We start from the raw sequence: 15,250 nt of genomic DNA on the forward strand, positions 1-15,250 counted from the left end.
TTATTTTTTTGGAGCAGTCATGAAATTTCAGGACAAGGTGGTTCTGGTGACCGGGGGCGGGGCGGGCATCGGCCGGGCCGTCGCACGGGGATTCGCCCGCGAGGGCGCCCAGGTCGTGGTCGCCGCCCGGGGGCACGAGGCGCTCGGCCAGACCGTGAAGCTGATCGAGGCCGAGGACGGCCGGGCCGCCGCCCTGACCGTGGACGTCTCCGACTCCGCCTCGGTCGCCGGGCTGGTGGAGCAGATCGTGGAGCGGTACGGCAGGCTGGACATCGCGATCAACAACGCCGGGGTGCTCGCCACGGGCGAGGTGGCCGACCAGGCCTGGGAGGACTTCGCCCGGGTGGTCGACATCAACCTGACCGGGACCTTCCTGTCGATGAAGCATGAGATCCCGGCGATGCTGGCCGGCGGCGGCGGGGTCATCGTCAACTTCAGCTCACAGATGGGGGCGCACAAGCGCATCCCCGGGTTCGGCGCCTACGCCGCCTCCAAGGCGGGGGTGACGGCACTGACGCGCACCGCGGCGCTGGAATACATCGGCCGGGGCATCCGGATCAACACTGTCAGCCCCGGCCCGCACGACACCGCGATGTCCATGCGCCCGGGCGAGACGGAGGCCGACCGGGCGGCCCGCGTGAAGCAGCAGCTCCCGATCGGCCGGGTCGGCTCCCTCGACGAGATCACCGGCACCGTCCTCTGGCTCGCCTCCGAGGACGCGGGCTTCGTCGTCGGGAGCGACATCGTGGTCGACGGCGGCTCCACGGCCTGACCGGCACGCCTACCGCGGCCCCACCGCGGCCCTGCCCGGTCCGCGGGCCGTGACCGGTGACCGGGCGACGCCGCCCCGGCGGCACATCGTGACCGGGGCCGGAGTGTGCGGCCGGGCCGGCCATGGCGGTGGCGGCCCCGCCCGGCCGGGTGGCCTACGAGGGCCGGGGGGCGCCGTTCACGGTGAGCAGGATGGTGTAGACCGAGGACGTGGCCGTGATGAACAGTTGGTTGCGCTTCAGGCCGCCGAAGCAGAGGTTGGACACCGCCTCGGGAATGTGGATCTTGCCGATCAGCGTGCCGTCGGGGTCGAAGCAGTGCACGCCGTCCCCGGCCGCGGCCCAGATCCGCCCGGCGGTGTCCACGCGGATGCCGTCGAAGACGCCCACGGCGCACTTGGCCAGCACCTCGCCGCCCGAGAGCGTGCCGTCCCCGTTCACACCGAACGAGCGGATGTGGTTGACCCTGGTGTCGACGACGTAGAGCGTGGACTCGTCGGTGGAGAAGGCCAGGCCGTTGGGGCGGACGAAGTCGCCGGCCACCATCCGGACCTCCCCGGTGGCCGGGTCCACGCGGTAGACGTGGCAGGCTCCGATCTCGCTCTCCGCGCGGTGGCCCTCGTAGTCGGTGTCGATGCCGTAGGACGGATCGGTGAACCAGATCGTTCCGTCCGACTTCACCACCACGTCGTTGGGGCTGTTGAGGCGCCTGCCCTCCCAACGCTCGGCGATCACCGTGATGGAGCCGTCGTGCTCGGTCCTGGTGACCCGGCGGTTGCCCTGCTCGCAGGAGACCAGCCGGCCCTCGCGGTCGACGGTGTGGCCGTTGGTGTAGCCGGCGGGCTGCCGGAACGGGCCGACCGCGCCGGTCATCTCGTCCCAGCGGAGCATCCGGTCGTTGGGGATGTCGCTCCAGAGCAGGTAACGGCCCGCCGGGAAGTAGACCGGGCCTTCGGCCCACCGGCAGCCCGTGTGGAGCCGCTCGATGCGGTCGTCGCCACGGCATGCCTTGAACCGGTCGTCCAGCGTCTCGAAGCGCGCCTCGATCGTCTCCATCGTCCCCGTCCTTAGGATTTCGTTCTGTGCATACTTAAGAACACAGGATGGCATTCGGTCAATACCTTTCACTACCGACTTACGTTCGGTAGTACGATGCTCACCGTGGACAACATCGACCGTGAACTCCTCGCCCTGCTCCAGGCCGACGCCACCCAGTCGTACGCCGCGCTCGGCGAGGCCGTGGGCCTGTCCAGCGGGGCCACCCACGAGCGTGTGCGCAAGCTCCGCCTGCGTGGTGTGATCAGGCGGACCTCGGTGGACGTCGACCCGGCGGCGGTCGGCAAGGGCGTGGCGGCCTTCGTGATGATCGACGCCAACGCGTGGATGGGCGGCGAGGAGACCGCCGCCGCGCTCGCCGCGCTGCCCTGGATCGAGGAGGCCCACATCGTCGCCGGGGCCGCCTCCCTGCTGGTCAAGGTGCGCACCTCCAGCCCCGAGGACCTGCAGGCCGTGCTCAGGCGCCTGCACGACGTCCCCGGTGTCACGAGCACCCAGACCGTGGTCGTGCTGGAGACGTTCTTCGAACGCCCCCTCGATCCCCGGGGTGACAGCCCGCGCGGCCAGGAGCGGCCCTCCTAGATCCCACCGCGGCCCCGCCCGGTCAGGCCGTGCTCCCGGCGTCCGGCGGGCGCCGGGTGCGGAGTGCGGGGTCCGATCCGTCGCCGATCCGCCCGATCGGCCGCGGCCCCGCGCGGCCCCGCGCGGTCAGGCGCGGGTGTCGTAGGCCTCGCGGGCGCTGTGGACCTGCTCGATGTGGCTCTCGGCCCACGCCTTGATGGCCCGCATGAGCGGCTGAAGGTCACGGCCGAGCTCGGTGAGGGCGTAGTCGACGCGGACCGGCACCGAGGGGGTGACCGTGCGGGAGACCAGGCCGTCGCGCTCCATGCCGCGCAGGGTCTGGGTGAGCATCTTCTGGCTGACGCCCGCGATGATCCGGCCCAGGTCGCTGTAGCGCAGCGGACCGTCCGACAGCGCGTTCAGGACCAGGCTGACCCACTTGTCGCTGATGGTGTCGAGCAGCTCCCTGGCCGGGCAGGCCGCCAGGTAGGCGTCGTAGGCGGCCCGCGCGCCCTCTCGCCGCTGCGCGGCCGTCTGGGTGGCCATGGCGCTCCTTCCGGTGCGGTACGTACCTTCACGTGCGTACTTCCCGATGGAGAGTAACACTCCATAGGTTCGTCTCAGTCAGCCGATCGGCGAGGGAGAAAGCGATGGAGGCGAGGATGCGCGCGGTTGTGGTCCGTACGTTCGGCGGGTCCGGGACCCTGGAGGTCGAGGAGGTGCCGGTCCCCCGTCCCGGCACCGGTCAGGTGCGGATACGGGTGGAGGCGGCGGGCGTCAACCCGGTCGACGTGGCGGTCCGGACCGGGGCGCTCGTCGAGGGCGGGCTGGCCGAGCGGCGCGAGGTCCACGGGCTCGGCTGGGACGTGGCCGGGGTGGTCGAGGAGACCGGCGCCGGGGTCACCGGGTTCGCGGTGGGCGACCGGGTGATCGGCCTGGCCGACCGGCTCGACCTCCCCCTGGGCGCCTACGCCGAGCAGATCGTGCTGGACGCCGGCGCGGTGGCCCCCGCCCCCGTCCGCGCGACCCCGGCCCAGGCGGCCACGCTCCCGCTCAACGGCCTCACCGCCGACCAGGCCCTGGACCTCGCCGGCCTGGCCGCGGGCCAGACCCTGCTGGTGACCGGGGCGGCCGGCGGGGTCGGCGGCTACGCCGTCGAGCTGGCGGTGGCGCGCGGGCTGCGGGTGGTCGCCGTGGCGGGGGCCGGGGACGAGGATCTCGTCCGGGGCTTCGGCGCCGAGTTCTTCGTGCCCCGCGACGCCGAGCTGGGCTCCGCCGTACGGGAGCTGGTGCCGGGCGGGACGGACGGCGCGATCGACGCCGCCTCGGTCGGCACGGCCGCGCTCACCGCGGTGCGCGGCGGCGGCTGCTACGTGGCCGTGCTCGGCGGCGCGCCCGTCGCGCTGCGCGGCACCCGGGTGGCCAACGTCTGGATCCGCGCCGACGGGGCCCGGCTGGCCGAGCTCGCCAGGCTCGCCGACGACGGCCGGCTGACCCTCAGGGTGGCCGGCACCTTCCCACTCGACCAGGCCGCGGCCGCCCACGACCGCCTCGCCGCGGGCGGCCTCCGCGGCCGCCTGGTCCTGCTCCCCTGACGTCCCTCCCACCGGTACGGCCGGCAGTGCGCGGGCCGTACCGCGAGCGCCGGGACGGAGCGGCGTGTGGCACCGTTGGGGCATGCTGACACTGGCGCACATAAGCGACATCCACATCGGCGGCTCCCCGGACAGCGTCGAGCGGACCCGGGCCGTCATGCGGCACCTGGAGGGCCTCCCCGGGCCGCTGGACGCCGTCATCGTGAGCGGGGACATCGCCGACCACGGCGCGGTCGAGGAGTATGAGATCGCGCGCGAGCTGCTCGCCTCGCGCTACCCGACGGTGGTGTGCCCGGGCAACCACGACGCCCGCGCGGCCTTCCGCAAGGTCCTGCTCAGCAAGGACGGCGACGGCGACGGCCCGGTCAACCAGGTCCTGCGGCTCGACGGCCTGACCGTGGCCCTGTGCGACTCCAGCATCCCCGGACGGCCGGAGGGCTTCCTGGAGGACGAGACGATCGCCTGGCTGGAGACCGTCCTCGCCGAGTCGCCCGCGACCCCGGTCATCGTGGGGATGCACCACCCGGCGGTGGCGCTGGGCATCCCCTACGTCGACGGCATCGGACTGCGCGCCCCGGAGCGGCTGGAGCAGGTCCTGCGGCGGCATCCCCAGGTGGTGGCCGTGATCGCCGGTCACGCCCACACGGCGGCGAGCACGACCTTCGCCGGGCTGCCGCTGATCGTCGCCCCCGGAGTCATCTCCACCGCGCTGCTCCCCCAGGAGACCACCGCGCCGGTCCCCGTCGACTACGGCCTGCCGCCCCAGTTCGCCGTCCATCTCTTCGAGGGCGGCCGCCTCACCACCCACGTGCGCCCGGTCGTCTGAACCCGTACGGCACAGGCGCCCTCCCACCGGGTGGGAGGGCGCCCGACCCGCCGCGCGGGCCGACGCCGCGGGACCCTCCGGCGCCCGCTCCGCCGCCACGCCTCCCGGCGGGAACGGGGTGCCCGCCGAGGGCGGCCCCGCGGACCTTCAGGCCACGGCCTCGTCATGGGCCTTCAGGCCGCGGTGCTCCTGCGGGCTGACGCCGAACACGCGCTTGAAGGCGGCGCTGAGCGCGAAGGAACTGCCGTAGCCGACCTGCCGGGCCACCGCGCCGATGGTCACGTCGCTCTCGCGCAGCAGGTCGGCGGCCATGGCCAGCCGCCAGCCGGTGAGGAAGGCCATGGGCGGCTCGCCGACCAGGTCGGTGAAGCGGCGCGCCAGCGAGGCGCGCGAGACGCCGGTCCCGGCGGCCAGCGCGGCCACGGTCCAGGGATGGGCCGGATTGTTGTGGAGCATCCGCAGGGCCCGTCCCACCACGGGGTCGCTGTGGGCCCGGTACCAGGCCGGGGCCTCCGCCTCCGGGCGGGCGAACCAGGCCCGCAGGACGGCGATGAGCAGCAGGTCGAGCAGCCGGTCGAGAACGGCCCCCTGGCCCGGGTCGTCCTTGACGATCTCGTCGCCGAGCAGCGGGATGAGCGGGCAGTCCCAGGCGTCGTCGGGCAGGACCAGCAGGGCGGGCAGCGCCGCGAGCAGCCGCCGGCTGACCTCCCCGTGCATCTGGTAGGTGCCGGTGAGCATCATCGTCGAGCCGTCCGGGCTGTTGCCCCAGGTCCGCACGCCCAGGTCCATCGCCTGCTCCAGGGGCTCGCCCCGCAGGGTCGTGCAGTGCTGCCCGGGATGGATCACCACCTGGGGCGGGGTCGCCGGGTCGTCGGCGACCGTGTAGGGATCCGGGCCGCGCATGATCGCGACATCCCCGGGGCCCAGCCGCACGGGCTCGCCGCTGTCGGGGACCACCCACGCCCGGCCCCGCATCATGGCCACCAGGGTGAGCGGCGCCCGGTCCTGGATCCGCATGGACCAGGGCGGGGACAGGATCGACCGCAGCAGGAACGCGCCCCGGGCTCTCGGCCCGTCCAGAAGACCCGCGAGTACATCCATGCGCCTGATTTTAGACGCACAAACATGGAGTTGCGTCTCTCAACCATGTTCCGTCCAACCCTTCAGGCGCTTCACTAATGGCATGACGGAAAACACGCGACAGGCAACGACACTGGTCCTCGGCGGCACGGGCAAGACCGGACGCCGGGTGGTGGACCGGCTCACCGCCCGCGACCTGCCGGTCCGGGTCGGCTCCCGCTCCGGCAGGCCCCCCTTCGACTGGGACGACCAGGCCACCTGGGCGCCCGCGCTGCGGGACGTGGAGTCGGTGTACGTGACGTACTACCCGGACCTGGCCTTCCCCGGCGCCGCCGCCGCGATCGGCTCGTTCGCCGGGCTGGCGGCCGACAGCGGCGTCCGGCGGCTCGTCCTGCTGTCCGGCCGGGGCGAGGAGGAGGCCCAGGTCTGCGAGCGGGCGATGCAGGAGGCCGGCACCGAGTGGACGATCCTGCGGGCGAGCTGGTTCTGCCAGAACTTCAGCGAGCACTACCTGCTGGAGCCGGTGCTCAGCGGCGTGGTCGCGCTGCCGGCTGGGGACATGGCGGAGCCGTTCGTCGACGCCGACGACATCGCGGACGTCGCGGTCGCGGCGCTGACGCAGGACGGGCACGCGGGCCAGATCTACGAGCTGACCGGCCCCCGGCTGCTCACCTTCACCGACGCCGCCCAGGAGATCGCGGAAGCCGCCGGCCGGGAGGTACGGTACTTGCCGGTCTCCCCGGAGCAGTACGTGGCCGCGCTCGTGGAGTACGGCATGCCGGCCGGGGAGGCGACGCTGCTGACCGGGCTGTTCACCAAGGTCCTGGACGGCCGCAACGCCCATCTGAGCGACGGCGTCCGGCGCGCCCTGGGCCGGGAGCCCCGGGATTTCGCCGACTACGCGCGAGACGCCGCGGCCACCGGCGTCTGGAACGGCTGAGGGCCGGGACCATGGGTGCGGAGCCGGGCCCGGCGGGAGCGGGCCCGGGCTCCACGCCAGAAATTTGATCTTCATTGACGGAGGATGGGATGTTCGAGTTGTTGAGAACCGCCACACTGGCCGCGTCCACACTGACCATGGGGCTCACCGCCGGCCTGTTCTACTCGTTCGCCTGCGCGGTCATGCTCGGCCTGAACCGCACGGACGACCGGAGCTTCATCAGCGCGATGCAGTGGATCAACGTGAAGATCCTCAACGGCTGGTTCGCCCTCGCGTTCGCCGGCGCGCTGATCCTGACCATCGCGGCGGGGGCGTTGCACCTCAGCGGGGGCGGCCGGCCCGTGCTCCCCTGGATCGTGGCCGGCCTCGTGCTGTACGGGGTGGTGCTCGTCGTCACCTTCGCCGTCAACGTACCGCTCAACGACCAGCTCGCCGCGGCCGGCGACCCCGCCGCGATCGCCGACCCCGCGGCGGTCCGCCAGGCGTTCGAGGCCAAGTGGGTCCGCTGGAACACCGTCCGCGCGGTGGCGTCCACGGCCGCCTTCGGCTGTCTCGTCTGGGCCCTGATCGTGCACGGGGGCACCGCCTGACCCGGCCGGGCCGGGGCGCCCCGGGCACCCCGGCGCGCCGCCCACGTCGAGGACCGGACCCGCCGGAACACCCGGGGTCCGGTCCTCCGGCGGTCCGGGTGTGTCGCTAGTGGGGGGCCATGTCGACGAAACGGCTGTAGTGGCCCTGGAAGGCCACGGTGACCGTGGCGGTGGGGCCGTTACGGTGCTTGGCCACGATCAGGTCCGCCTCGCCCGCCCGGGGCGATTCGCGCTCGTAGGCGTCTTCCCGGTGGAGAAGGATGACCATGTCCGCGTCCTGCTCGATGCTGCCCGACTCGCGGAGGTCGCTGACCATGGGGCGCTTGTCGGTCCGCTGCTCGGGGCCACGGTTGAGCTGGGAGATGGCGATGACCGGGACCTCCAGCTCCTTGGCGAGGAGCTTGATGGCCCGGGAGATCTCCGAGACCTCGTTCTGGCGGCTCTCGGTCTTCTTCGGCGAGGACATCAGCTGCAGGTAGTCGATGATGACGAAGCGCAGCTCGTTGCGCTGCTTGAGACGGCGGCACTTGGCCCGGATCTCCATCATCGACATGTTGGGCGAGTCGTCGATGAACAGCGGCGCCTCGGCCACCTCACCCATCCGCCGGGCCAGCTTGGCCCAGTCGTCGTCGGTCATCGTGCCCGAGCGCATGTTGTGCAGCGCCACCCGTGCCTCGGCGGACAACAGGCGCATCGTGATCTCGTTGCGCGACATCTCCAGCGAGAACACGACGGTGGTCATACCGTGCTTGATAGCTGCAGAACGGGCGAAATCCAGTCCCAGGGTCGACTTGCCGATGGCCGGGCGCGCGGCCACGACGATCATCTGGCCGGGGTGGAGGCCGTTGGTGAGGGCGTCGAGATCCTGGAAGCCGGTGGGGACGCCGACCATCTGACCGCCCCGGCCGCCGATCGCCTCCAGTTCGTCGAGGGCGCCGGGCATGATGTCGGCCAGCGGGACGTAGTCCTCGGAGGTGCGGCGCTCGGTGACCTTGTAGATCTCGGCCTGGGCGCGGTCGACGAGGTCGTCGACCTCCTCGTCCTGCCCGCCGTACCCGTAGGAGACGATGCGGGTGCCGGCCTCGATCAGCCTCCGCAGGATGGCCTGCTCGCGGACGATCCGCGCGTAGTAGCCGGCGTTGGCCGCGGTGGGGACGACGGCGGTCAGCGTGTGGAGGTAGGCGCCGCCGCCGACCCGGGCGACCTCGCCGCGCTTCTGCAGCTCGTCGAAGATGGTGACGGCGTCGGCGGGGTCACCGCGGCCGTAGAGGTCGGTGATGATGTCGTAGATGATCTGGTGGGCCGGGCGGTAGAAGTCGTCGGACCGCAGGATCTCGACCACGTCGGCGATGGCGTCTTTGGAAAGCAGCATGCCGCCGAGCACGGACTGCTCGGCCTCGATGTTGTTCGGCGGGGTGCGCTCGAATCCCGGCTCGAAGACCGGTGGCTCCGCGATGCTCACCGCACACCCCCTCTTTCGAACACAGTTACGCCATCCCCAATTTTTAGCCGACCAGTCTGACAGTCTCGCCGCTCCTCGGACCAAGTGGCAACGCAACCTGTCGACAGGGGTGTGGATAAGGTGTGCACTTCTTCCCCAGAGATGTGGGCACCCTGGGGACAGTTCTGTGGATAACTCTTTTCCACAGCGCCGGAAGGCCTTCTGTACTGGGGAAACGTCATCCACTGCCTGTGGAGGAAAGAAAGTTGGGGCGACACGCCGAGACTCTCCTCACACGGTACGGACTGTCCCGCTGATCCTTTTGGGGGCGCCCCTGTGAGTAAGAGGCACAATGGATCCGTGCCTCTTACCCCCAGAGCCGGCCGCGACCACGACAGGCAGATCCTCCGGCTGGCCGTACCGGCCTTCGGAGCGCTGGTCGCCGAGCCGCTGTTCCTGCTGACCGACACCGTCGTCGTCGGCCGCCTGCCCGCTCCCGCGCTCGGCGCGCTGGGGGTGGCGAGCACCGTGCTGAGCGTCCTGGTGGGACTGTGCGTGTTCCTGGCCTACGGCACGACGGCGGCGGTGGCCCGGCAGATCGGCGCGGGCAACCACCGGCAGGCGATGCGGCAGGGGGTGGACGGCCTCTGGCTGGCGGCCGGGGTCGGGCTGGCGATCATCGTGGTGGTGTGGCCGCTCGCGCCCTGGCTGGTCCAGCTGATCGGCGCCGAGGGCGAGCTGGCCCGGCAGGCGGTGACCTATCTGAGGATCAGCCTGCTGGGCGTCCCGGCCATGCTGCTCGTACTGGCCGGGACCGGCGTGCTGCGCGGTTTGCAGGACACCGCCACCCCGCTGCTGGTGTCCGTCGGCTCCTTCACGCTCAACGCGGTGCTCAACATCGTGTTCGTCCTGGGCCTGGGCTGGGGCGTCGCGGGCTCGGCCTGGGGCACGGTGCTGGCCCAGTCGCTCGGCGCCGCGGTCTATCTCGCCCTGGTGTTCGGGCGGCACAAGGCGCCGCTCCGGCCCGATCTGGCGGGCATCAGGGCGGCGGGCTCGGCCGGGGTCGCCCTGGTCGTCCGTACGGCGTGCATGCAGATGGTGCTGACCGTCTCGGCGGCCGTGGCCACCCGCATGGGCGAGACCCAGATCGAGGCCCACACGGTCGCCTTCAGGATCTGGACCCTGCTGGCCTTCGCCCTGGACGCCATCGCCATCGCCGGGCAGGCCATCACCGGCCGCACCCTGGGCGCCGGCGACGTGGCCGGGACCCGGGCGGCGACCCGGAGGATGGTCATGTGGGGGATCGGCTCAGGCGTGGTGCTCGGGCTCGCCCTGGTCGTGGCCAGGCCGTTCGTCCCCGCCCTGTTCGGCGCCGACCCGGCGGTGGCCGGGGAGCTGCTCGGCCTGCTCTGGGTGGCGGCGGCCCTGCAGCCGGCCGCCGGGGTGGTGTTCGTCCTGGACGGGGTGCTGATCGGCGCCGGTGACCAGCGCTATCTCGCCTGGGCGAGCCTGTGGACGACGCTCGCCTACCTGCCCGCCGCGCTGCTGGTGGTCACCGTCGGCGGCGGCCTGATCGCGCTGTGGCTGGCGCTGGGGGTGTGGATGACGGCCCGGCTGGTCACTCTGGGATTGCGCGCCTACGGCAGAGCGTGGCTGGTGATCGGTGCGTGATCTGGCGGTGTCCACCACGTGACCGGCTACCCCTTGTACGAGGCATTCCCCTGCGGCACTGTGAACACGTCCGACAAAAGGGTCTTCACCCCCCCATGATTGGGTCGCGTCGTGCCCGAAGGTGCAGCTTCATCGATCGTGCGTCGCCTACCGCCGAGCGAGGCCACGGACCGGTGGACAGGTGCGCGCCACGGTCTGCCCAAAGCCTACGGCCGTGCGGACCTCATCGTACTGGGTGTCGGCGTCATGATCGGCGCGGGCATCTTCAGCGTCGCCGGCCGCCAGGCGGCCACCATGGCGGGCCCCGGAGTGATCCTCTCCTTCATGATCGCCGGAATCACCAGTCTGCTCGTGGCCTTCTGCTTCGCGGAGCTGGCGTCGGCCATGCCGACCTCCGGCAGCGCCTACACCTTCACCTACGTCATCTTCGGCGAGGTGTGGGCCTGGATCGTCGGCTGGGCGCTGGTGATGGAGCTGCTGCTGGCCACCGCGGTGGTGGCCCGGGCCTGGTCCCTCTACGCCGCCCAGATGCTCGCCGACCTCGGCGTGCGCCTGCCCGGCCCGCTGACCAAGATCACCGGCCAGGCCGAGGGCTTCGACCTGTTCGCACTGTTCATCCTGGTGGCGCTGACGGCCGTGGTGGCGCTGGGCGCCCGGGTCGGCCTGCGCACCCTGTGGATCATCGTGGTCGCCAAGCTGCTGGCCGTCGGCGCGGTCATCGTGGTCGGCGCCAAGCACTTCGACCAGCACAACCTCTCGACCATCCCGGTCCCGGCGGCCCCCGTCGAGACGGCCGCCGACACCCTGCACTCGCCGCTGCTGGGCATCCTCTTCGGCCAGACGAGCGCGTTCGGCTGGTTCGGCATCTTCGCCGCCTCGGCGGTCATCGCCTTCGCCTACATCGGGTTCGACATCGTGGCCACCGCGGCCGAGGAGGCCGAGGACGCCCCCCGGTCGATCCCGAGGGGCATCATCCGCAGCCTGGTGATCACCACGGTGATCTACATCGCGGTCGCGGTGGTGATGGTCGGCATGACCTCCTACGACAAGATCAGCCCGAAGGCCCCGCTCGCCAACGCCTTCCGCCAGGCGGGCGAGGGCTTCATGGTGCACATCATCAACATCGGTGCGGTCCTCGGCCTCACCACGGTCGTCCTGGTGCTGATCGTCGGCCTGACCCGCGTGATGTTCTCCATGGCCCGCGACGGGCTTATCCCCCGCCCGCTGGCCAGGATCAACCGGAGCTACCACAGCCCGACCAGGGTCACCCTGCTCATCGGCGGTCTGGCGATCCTGCTGGCCGAGCTCGTGCCGGTGCTGACACTCGAACCACTGGTCGTGATCGGCACCCTGTTCGTGTTCATCGCCGTGTCCGCCGGAGTGATCAGGATGCGGCGGACGATGCCCGACCTGCCGCGCGGCTTCCGCGTCCCGCTCTCCCCCGGCGTGCCGATCGCCTCGATCGCCGCCTGCCTGTGGCTGCTGGTGAACCTGCAGGTCATCACCTGGCTGTACTTCGCCGCCTGGATGGCCTTCGGCGTGCTGGTCTACCTGGTGTACGGCAGGCGCAACAGCGTGCTCGCCGGTGTACGGCCCCCGGCGGACCCGCTCGGCCCCGAGATCCGCGGCCGGCACCGCCGCTGAGCCCCGCCGCCGAACCCCGCGGCCGAGCCTCCGGCCGGGCGCGCCGCCGAGGTCCGCCGTGGGGAAGCCCTACATCCGCCGGGCGTCGAGCACGCTCTGCAGGAACTCCCGGGTCCGGGGCTGCCGGGGCTCGGTGAAGATCTGCTCGGGGGTGCCGCGCTCCAGGAGCACGCCGCCGTCCAGGAAGCAGACGGTGTCGGCGATCTCCCGGCAGAAGCCCATCTCGTGAGTGGTCAGGATCATGGTCATCCCGCCCTCCTTGAGCTCCCGGATGATCTCCAGCACCTCCTTGACCAGCGCCGGGTCCAGCGCCGAGGTGACCTCGTCCAGCAGCATCAGGCGGGGCCGGGTGGCCAGGGCCCGGATGATGGCGGCGCGCTGCTGCTGGCCGCCGGAGAGCCGGTCGGGGTAGGCGCCCGCCTTGTCCGCCAGGCCGAACCGGGCCAGCAGCTCACGCGCCTGCTCCTCGGCCTGCTCCCGGCCGACCCCGTGCACCTTGCGCGGGGCCAGCGTGATGTTGTCCAGCACCGTCATGTGCGGGAAGAGGTTGAACGCCTGGAACACGATGCCCATGCGCCTGCGCACGTCGTCGGCGTCGGCCCGGACGTCGGTGATCTCGTCGCCGTCCAGGTGGATCGTGCCGTCGTCGACGGTCTCCAGCAGGTTCACGCAGCGCAGCAGCGTGGACTTCCCCGAGCCGGAGGCGCCGATGAGGCAGACCACCTCGTGCGCCTCGACCGACAGGTCGATCCCGCGCAGCACGCTGTGGCCGTGGTAGTTCTTCCAGACGCCCTCGATGGTCAGCAGGCTCATGGGTTCTCCTCACCCGGCGGGCCGCCGGGCCGTGGGTCGGGACTGCCGGGCCCGCCGGGCCGCCCGCCGCGCGCGTTCACTGGCCCCGCCGCCGCTGCGACCGGGCCGCCAGATAGTCGGTGAAGCGGGCCATGGGGATGGTGAGCAGGATGAACAGCAGCGCCGCGACCAGGTAGGGCGTGTAGTTGAAGGTGCTGGCGGCGTGGATCTGCGCCTGGCGCAGGGCCTCCAGCGGGCCGATGGTGGCCACCAGCGCGGTGTCCTTCTGCAGCGAGACGAAGTCGTTGAGCAGCGGCGGCACGACCCGGCGCGCGGCCTGCGGCACCACCACGTAACGCATGGTCTTGCCGTGGTTGAGGCCGAGGGACCGGGCGGCCGCCCACTGGCTCGGGTGCACCGAGTCGATGCCCGCCCGGAACACCTCGGCCACGTACGCCCCGTAGGACAGCGTGAGCGCGATGACGCCCAGCGTCGCCAGATCCGTCGGCACGCCCTGCAGGCCGAGCGCGGGCAGGCCGAAGCCGACGAGGTAGATGACCAGGATCGTGGGCACACCGCGGAAGATGTCGGTGTAGGCCACCGCGAGCGCGCGCAGCGGGAAGAACACCGGCGCCGTGAGGTTGCGGGCCAGCGCGACCAGCAGGCCCAGGATCAGGATCAGCGGCTCGGCGATAAGGAAGATCTTGACGTTGAGCAGGAACCCGCTCAGCACGTCCGGCAGCGCCTTGGCGAACTGCTCGGGGTCGAAGAACGTCTCCTGGACCCGGGGCCAGCCAGGCGAGTTGGTGAACCCCCAGACGAGCAGGACGATCAGCAGGATGGTCGAGGCGGTCGCGATCGAGCTCGACCGGATGGACCTGTTCCTGCGGAGCCGCTCCCGCTCCACCTGCCGCCCGCTCTTCACCCAGCCGGCCCGGGTCACCGTCACGGGATCACCGTTCTCCTCGGTGGGAGCCGTCACGCGATCACCGCTCTCCGGCGGGGGCGGCGCCCCGGACGGGCAGACCGCCCAGGGCACGCAGGCCGTCCCAGCCGCGCAGGCCGTCCCAGCCGCGCAGGCCGTCGCGGACGGGCAGACCGCCCAGGACGCGCAGGCCGTCACGGACAGGCAGGCCGTCGCGGACGGGCAGACCCCCCAGGGCACGCAGGCCGTCGCGGCCGCGCAGACCGTCCCGGGCCGGCGGGGCGACCGGCGCCGGCCTCAGACCGGCACCGGGGATGCTCGTCCGGCTCACTTCAGCTCCGGGGCGCCCGCGGCCGAGCCGAGCCACTCGGTCTCGATCTTGGCCAGCTCGCCGGAGGAGGTCAGCTTGTCGATCGCCTCGTTCACGCAGCCCACCAGCGGGCTCCCCTTCTCGAAGACCGCGCCGAAGACCTCGGGCGTGCCGGAGGTGGCGCCGAACTGGCCGACGATCTTGGAGTTCTCGACCTGGGCGGCGGTCACGTAGAAGGCCGTGGGCAGGTCTACCACCACCGCGTCGACCTGCTTGTTCTTCAGCGCGTTCACCGCGTCGATCTGCTCGTTGTAGACGTTCGGCTCGGCCGCCGGCTTGATGACGTCCTTGACCGCCTGCAGGGAGGTGGTGCCGACCTGCACGCCGATCTTGGCGTCCTTGAGGGCGGCCAGGTCCGTCGCGGAGGCCACCTTGGAGCCGTCCAGCGCGACCACGGCCTGCTTGACCGTGTAGTAGCCCTTGCTGAAGTCGACGACCTTGGCCCGGTCAGGGGTCACCGAGACCTGGTTGAGGTCGAAGTCGAACTGCTTGGCGCCGGGGGCGAAGGCGGAGTCGAACTTCACCGTGGCCCAGGTCACCTCGCCGGTGTCGAAGCCGAGCTGCTTGGCGACGGCGTGGGCCACCGCGCTCTCGAAGCCCTTGCCGTTGGCCGGGTCGTCGTCCTTGAACCAGGGCTCGTAGGCGGGCTTGTCGGTGCCGATGGTCAGCTTGCCCGGGGTCTTCAGCGTGAGTTGGTCCTTGGCGCAGGTGGCCGGGGCGGACGGACTCGCCTTGGCCGTCGTTTCCGAAGCCGGCGCACATGCCACGGCGGCCACCGCGAGGGCGCCGAGCGCAAGCAGCATCGAAGGACGAACCATGACAAACCTCCAAAATCAAGCAACGACTCACGAATTCTACGGACGCATGGTGACCCCGAGTGACGCAGTCTCGCTATCCGGATGCCCGTCATCTCTCCATACGGAGACCCTCCCATACGGAAAGGGCCCCTACCTGCACGGAAAGGGCCCTCCCCGCGAGCGGGAAGGGCC

The 15,250-nt window shown here is 71.6% G+C and carries 16 protein-coding genes; 8 read left to right on the top strand and 8 right to left on the bottom strand.

Translation table 11 applies throughout. From position 1 onward, the window contains the following. Nucleotides 1-19 precede the first annotated feature (19 nt). Nucleotides 20-772 (top strand): SDR family NAD(P)-dependent oxidoreductase, encoded by a 753-nt coding sequence (locus tag J2S55_RS16455; RefSeq protein ID WP_306861493.1) that lies wholly within the window; start codon nucleotides 20-22, stop codon nucleotides 770-772. Between the two features lie 154 nt (nucleotides 773-926). Here J2S55_RS16455 and J2S55_RS16460 read toward each other — a convergent pair whose 3' ends face one another. Then, on the bottom strand, nucleotides 927-1,826 hold the full coding sequence (locus tag J2S55_RS16460) for an SMP-30/gluconolactonase/LRE family protein (protein WP_306861495.1): 900 nt from the start codon (nucleotides 1,824-1,826) through the stop codon (nucleotides 927-929). A 105-nt stretch (nucleotides 1,827-1,931) separates the two neighbouring features. On the opposite strand from J2S55_RS16460, the gene J2S55_RS16465 reads away from it, so the two are divergent. Next, nucleotides 1,932-2,408, top strand: a complete 477-nt coding sequence (locus J2S55_RS16465) for an Lrp/AsnC family transcriptional regulator (RefSeq protein WP_306861497.1) — start codon at nucleotides 1,932-1,934, stop codon at nucleotides 2,406-2,408. A 126-nt stretch (nucleotides 2,409-2,534) separates the two neighbouring features. On the opposite strand, the gene J2S55_RS16470 is transcribed toward J2S55_RS16465, so the two are convergent. Beyond that, the gene (locus J2S55_RS16470) at nucleotides 2,535-2,933 is read right to left on the bottom strand and encodes a winged helix-turn-helix transcriptional regulator (protein ID WP_306861499.1); all 399 of its coding nucleotides are present in this window, start codon (nucleotides 2,931-2,933) and stop codon (nucleotides 2,535-2,537) included. 116 nt (nucleotides 2,934-3,049) lie between these two features. On the opposite strand from J2S55_RS16470, the gene J2S55_RS16475 reads away from it, so the two are divergent. Together J2S55_RS16475 and J2S55_RS16480 are read left to right on the top strand one after the other, a co-directional pair. Next, nucleotides 3,050-3,982 (top strand): NADP-dependent oxidoreductase, encoded by a 933-nt coding sequence (locus J2S55_RS16475; protein ID WP_306861501.1) that lies wholly within the window; start codon nucleotides 3,050-3,052, stop codon nucleotides 3,980-3,982. 82 nt (nucleotides 3,983-4,064) lie between these two features. Then, complete coding sequence (locus tag J2S55_RS16480) at nucleotides 4,065-4,808, top strand: phosphodiesterase (RefSeq protein WP_306861503.1); 744 nt, start codon at nucleotides 4,065-4,067, stop codon at nucleotides 4,806-4,808. 147 nt (nucleotides 4,809-4,955) lie between these two features. On the opposite strand, the gene J2S55_RS16485 is transcribed toward J2S55_RS16480, so the two are convergent. Further along, on the bottom strand, nucleotides 4,956-5,909 hold the full coding sequence (locus J2S55_RS16485) for an AraC family transcriptional regulator (protein ID WP_306861505.1): 954 nt from the start codon (nucleotides 5,907-5,909) through the stop codon (nucleotides 4,956-4,958). Between the two features lie 82 nt (nucleotides 5,910-5,991). Here J2S55_RS16485 and J2S55_RS16490 point away from each other — a divergent pair, with 82 nt between their 5' ends. Both J2S55_RS16490 and J2S55_RS16495 read left to right on the top strand, forming a co-directional pair. Further along, the gene (locus J2S55_RS16490; protein WP_306861506.1) at nucleotides 5,992-6,828 is read left to right on the top strand and encodes a Rossmann-fold NAD(P)-binding domain-containing protein; all 837 of its coding nucleotides are present in this window, start codon (nucleotides 5,992-5,994) and stop codon (nucleotides 6,826-6,828) included. An 89-nt stretch (nucleotides 6,829-6,917) separates the two neighbouring features. Then, entirely contained in the window at nucleotides 6,918-7,418 is a 501-nt protein-coding gene (locus tag J2S55_RS16495; protein WP_306861508.1) for an anthrone oxygenase family protein, read from the top strand. Between the two features lie 106 nt (nucleotides 7,419-7,524). On the opposite strand, the gene dnaB is transcribed toward J2S55_RS16495, so the two are convergent. Then, nucleotides 7,525-8,880, bottom strand: a complete 1,356-nt coding sequence (gene dnaB, locus J2S55_RS16500) for a replicative DNA helicase (RefSeq protein WP_306861510.1) — start codon at nucleotides 8,878-8,880, stop codon at nucleotides 7,525-7,527. Between the two features lie 339 nt (nucleotides 8,881-9,219). Here dnaB and J2S55_RS16505 point away from each other — a divergent pair, with 339 nt between their 5' ends. Next, on the top strand, nucleotides 9,220-10,530 hold the full coding sequence (locus J2S55_RS16505; RefSeq protein ID WP_306861512.1) for an MATE family efflux transporter: 1,311 nt from the start codon (nucleotides 9,220-9,222) through the stop codon (nucleotides 10,528-10,530). 138 nt (nucleotides 10,531-10,668) lie between these two features. Further along, nucleotides 10,669-12,174, top strand: a complete 1,506-nt coding sequence (locus J2S55_RS16510) for an APC family permease (RefSeq protein WP_306861514.1) — start codon at nucleotides 10,669-10,671, stop codon at nucleotides 12,172-12,174. A 69-nt stretch (nucleotides 12,175-12,243) separates the two neighbouring features. Here J2S55_RS16510 and J2S55_RS16515 read toward each other — a convergent pair whose 3' ends face one another. The 4 genes from J2S55_RS16515 to J2S55_RS16530 form a co-directional block, all read right to left on the bottom strand. Beyond that, nucleotides 12,244-12,987 (bottom strand): amino acid ABC transporter ATP-binding protein, encoded by a 744-nt coding sequence (locus J2S55_RS16515; RefSeq protein WP_306861516.1) that lies wholly within the window; start codon nucleotides 12,985-12,987, stop codon nucleotides 12,244-12,246. 76 nt (nucleotides 12,988-13,063) lie between these two features. Beyond that, on the bottom strand, nucleotides 13,064-13,948 hold the full coding sequence (locus J2S55_RS16520; RefSeq protein WP_306861517.1) for an amino acid ABC transporter permease: 885 nt from the start codon (nucleotides 13,946-13,948) through the stop codon (nucleotides 13,064-13,066). 4 nt (nucleotides 13,949-13,952) lie between these two features. Continuing rightward, complete coding sequence (locus J2S55_RS16525; protein ID WP_306861519.1) at nucleotides 13,953-14,222, bottom strand: hypothetical protein; 270 nt, start codon at nucleotides 14,220-14,222, stop codon at nucleotides 13,953-13,955. After that, nucleotides 14,219-15,079, bottom strand: coding sequence for an ABC transporter substrate-binding protein (locus J2S55_RS16530; protein WP_306861521.1), 861 nt, complete (start codon nucleotides 15,077-15,079; stop codon nucleotides 14,219-14,221). The genes J2S55_RS16525 and J2S55_RS16530 overlap by 4 nt, the downstream gene beginning before the upstream one ends. Nucleotides 15,080-15,250: the final 171 nt, after the last annotated feature.

This window comes from Streptosporangium brasiliense (assembly GCF_030811595.1).
GTDB classification, from domain to species: domain Bacteria; phylum Actinomycetota; class Actinomycetes; order Streptosporangiales; family Streptosporangiaceae; genus Streptosporangium; species Streptosporangium brasiliense.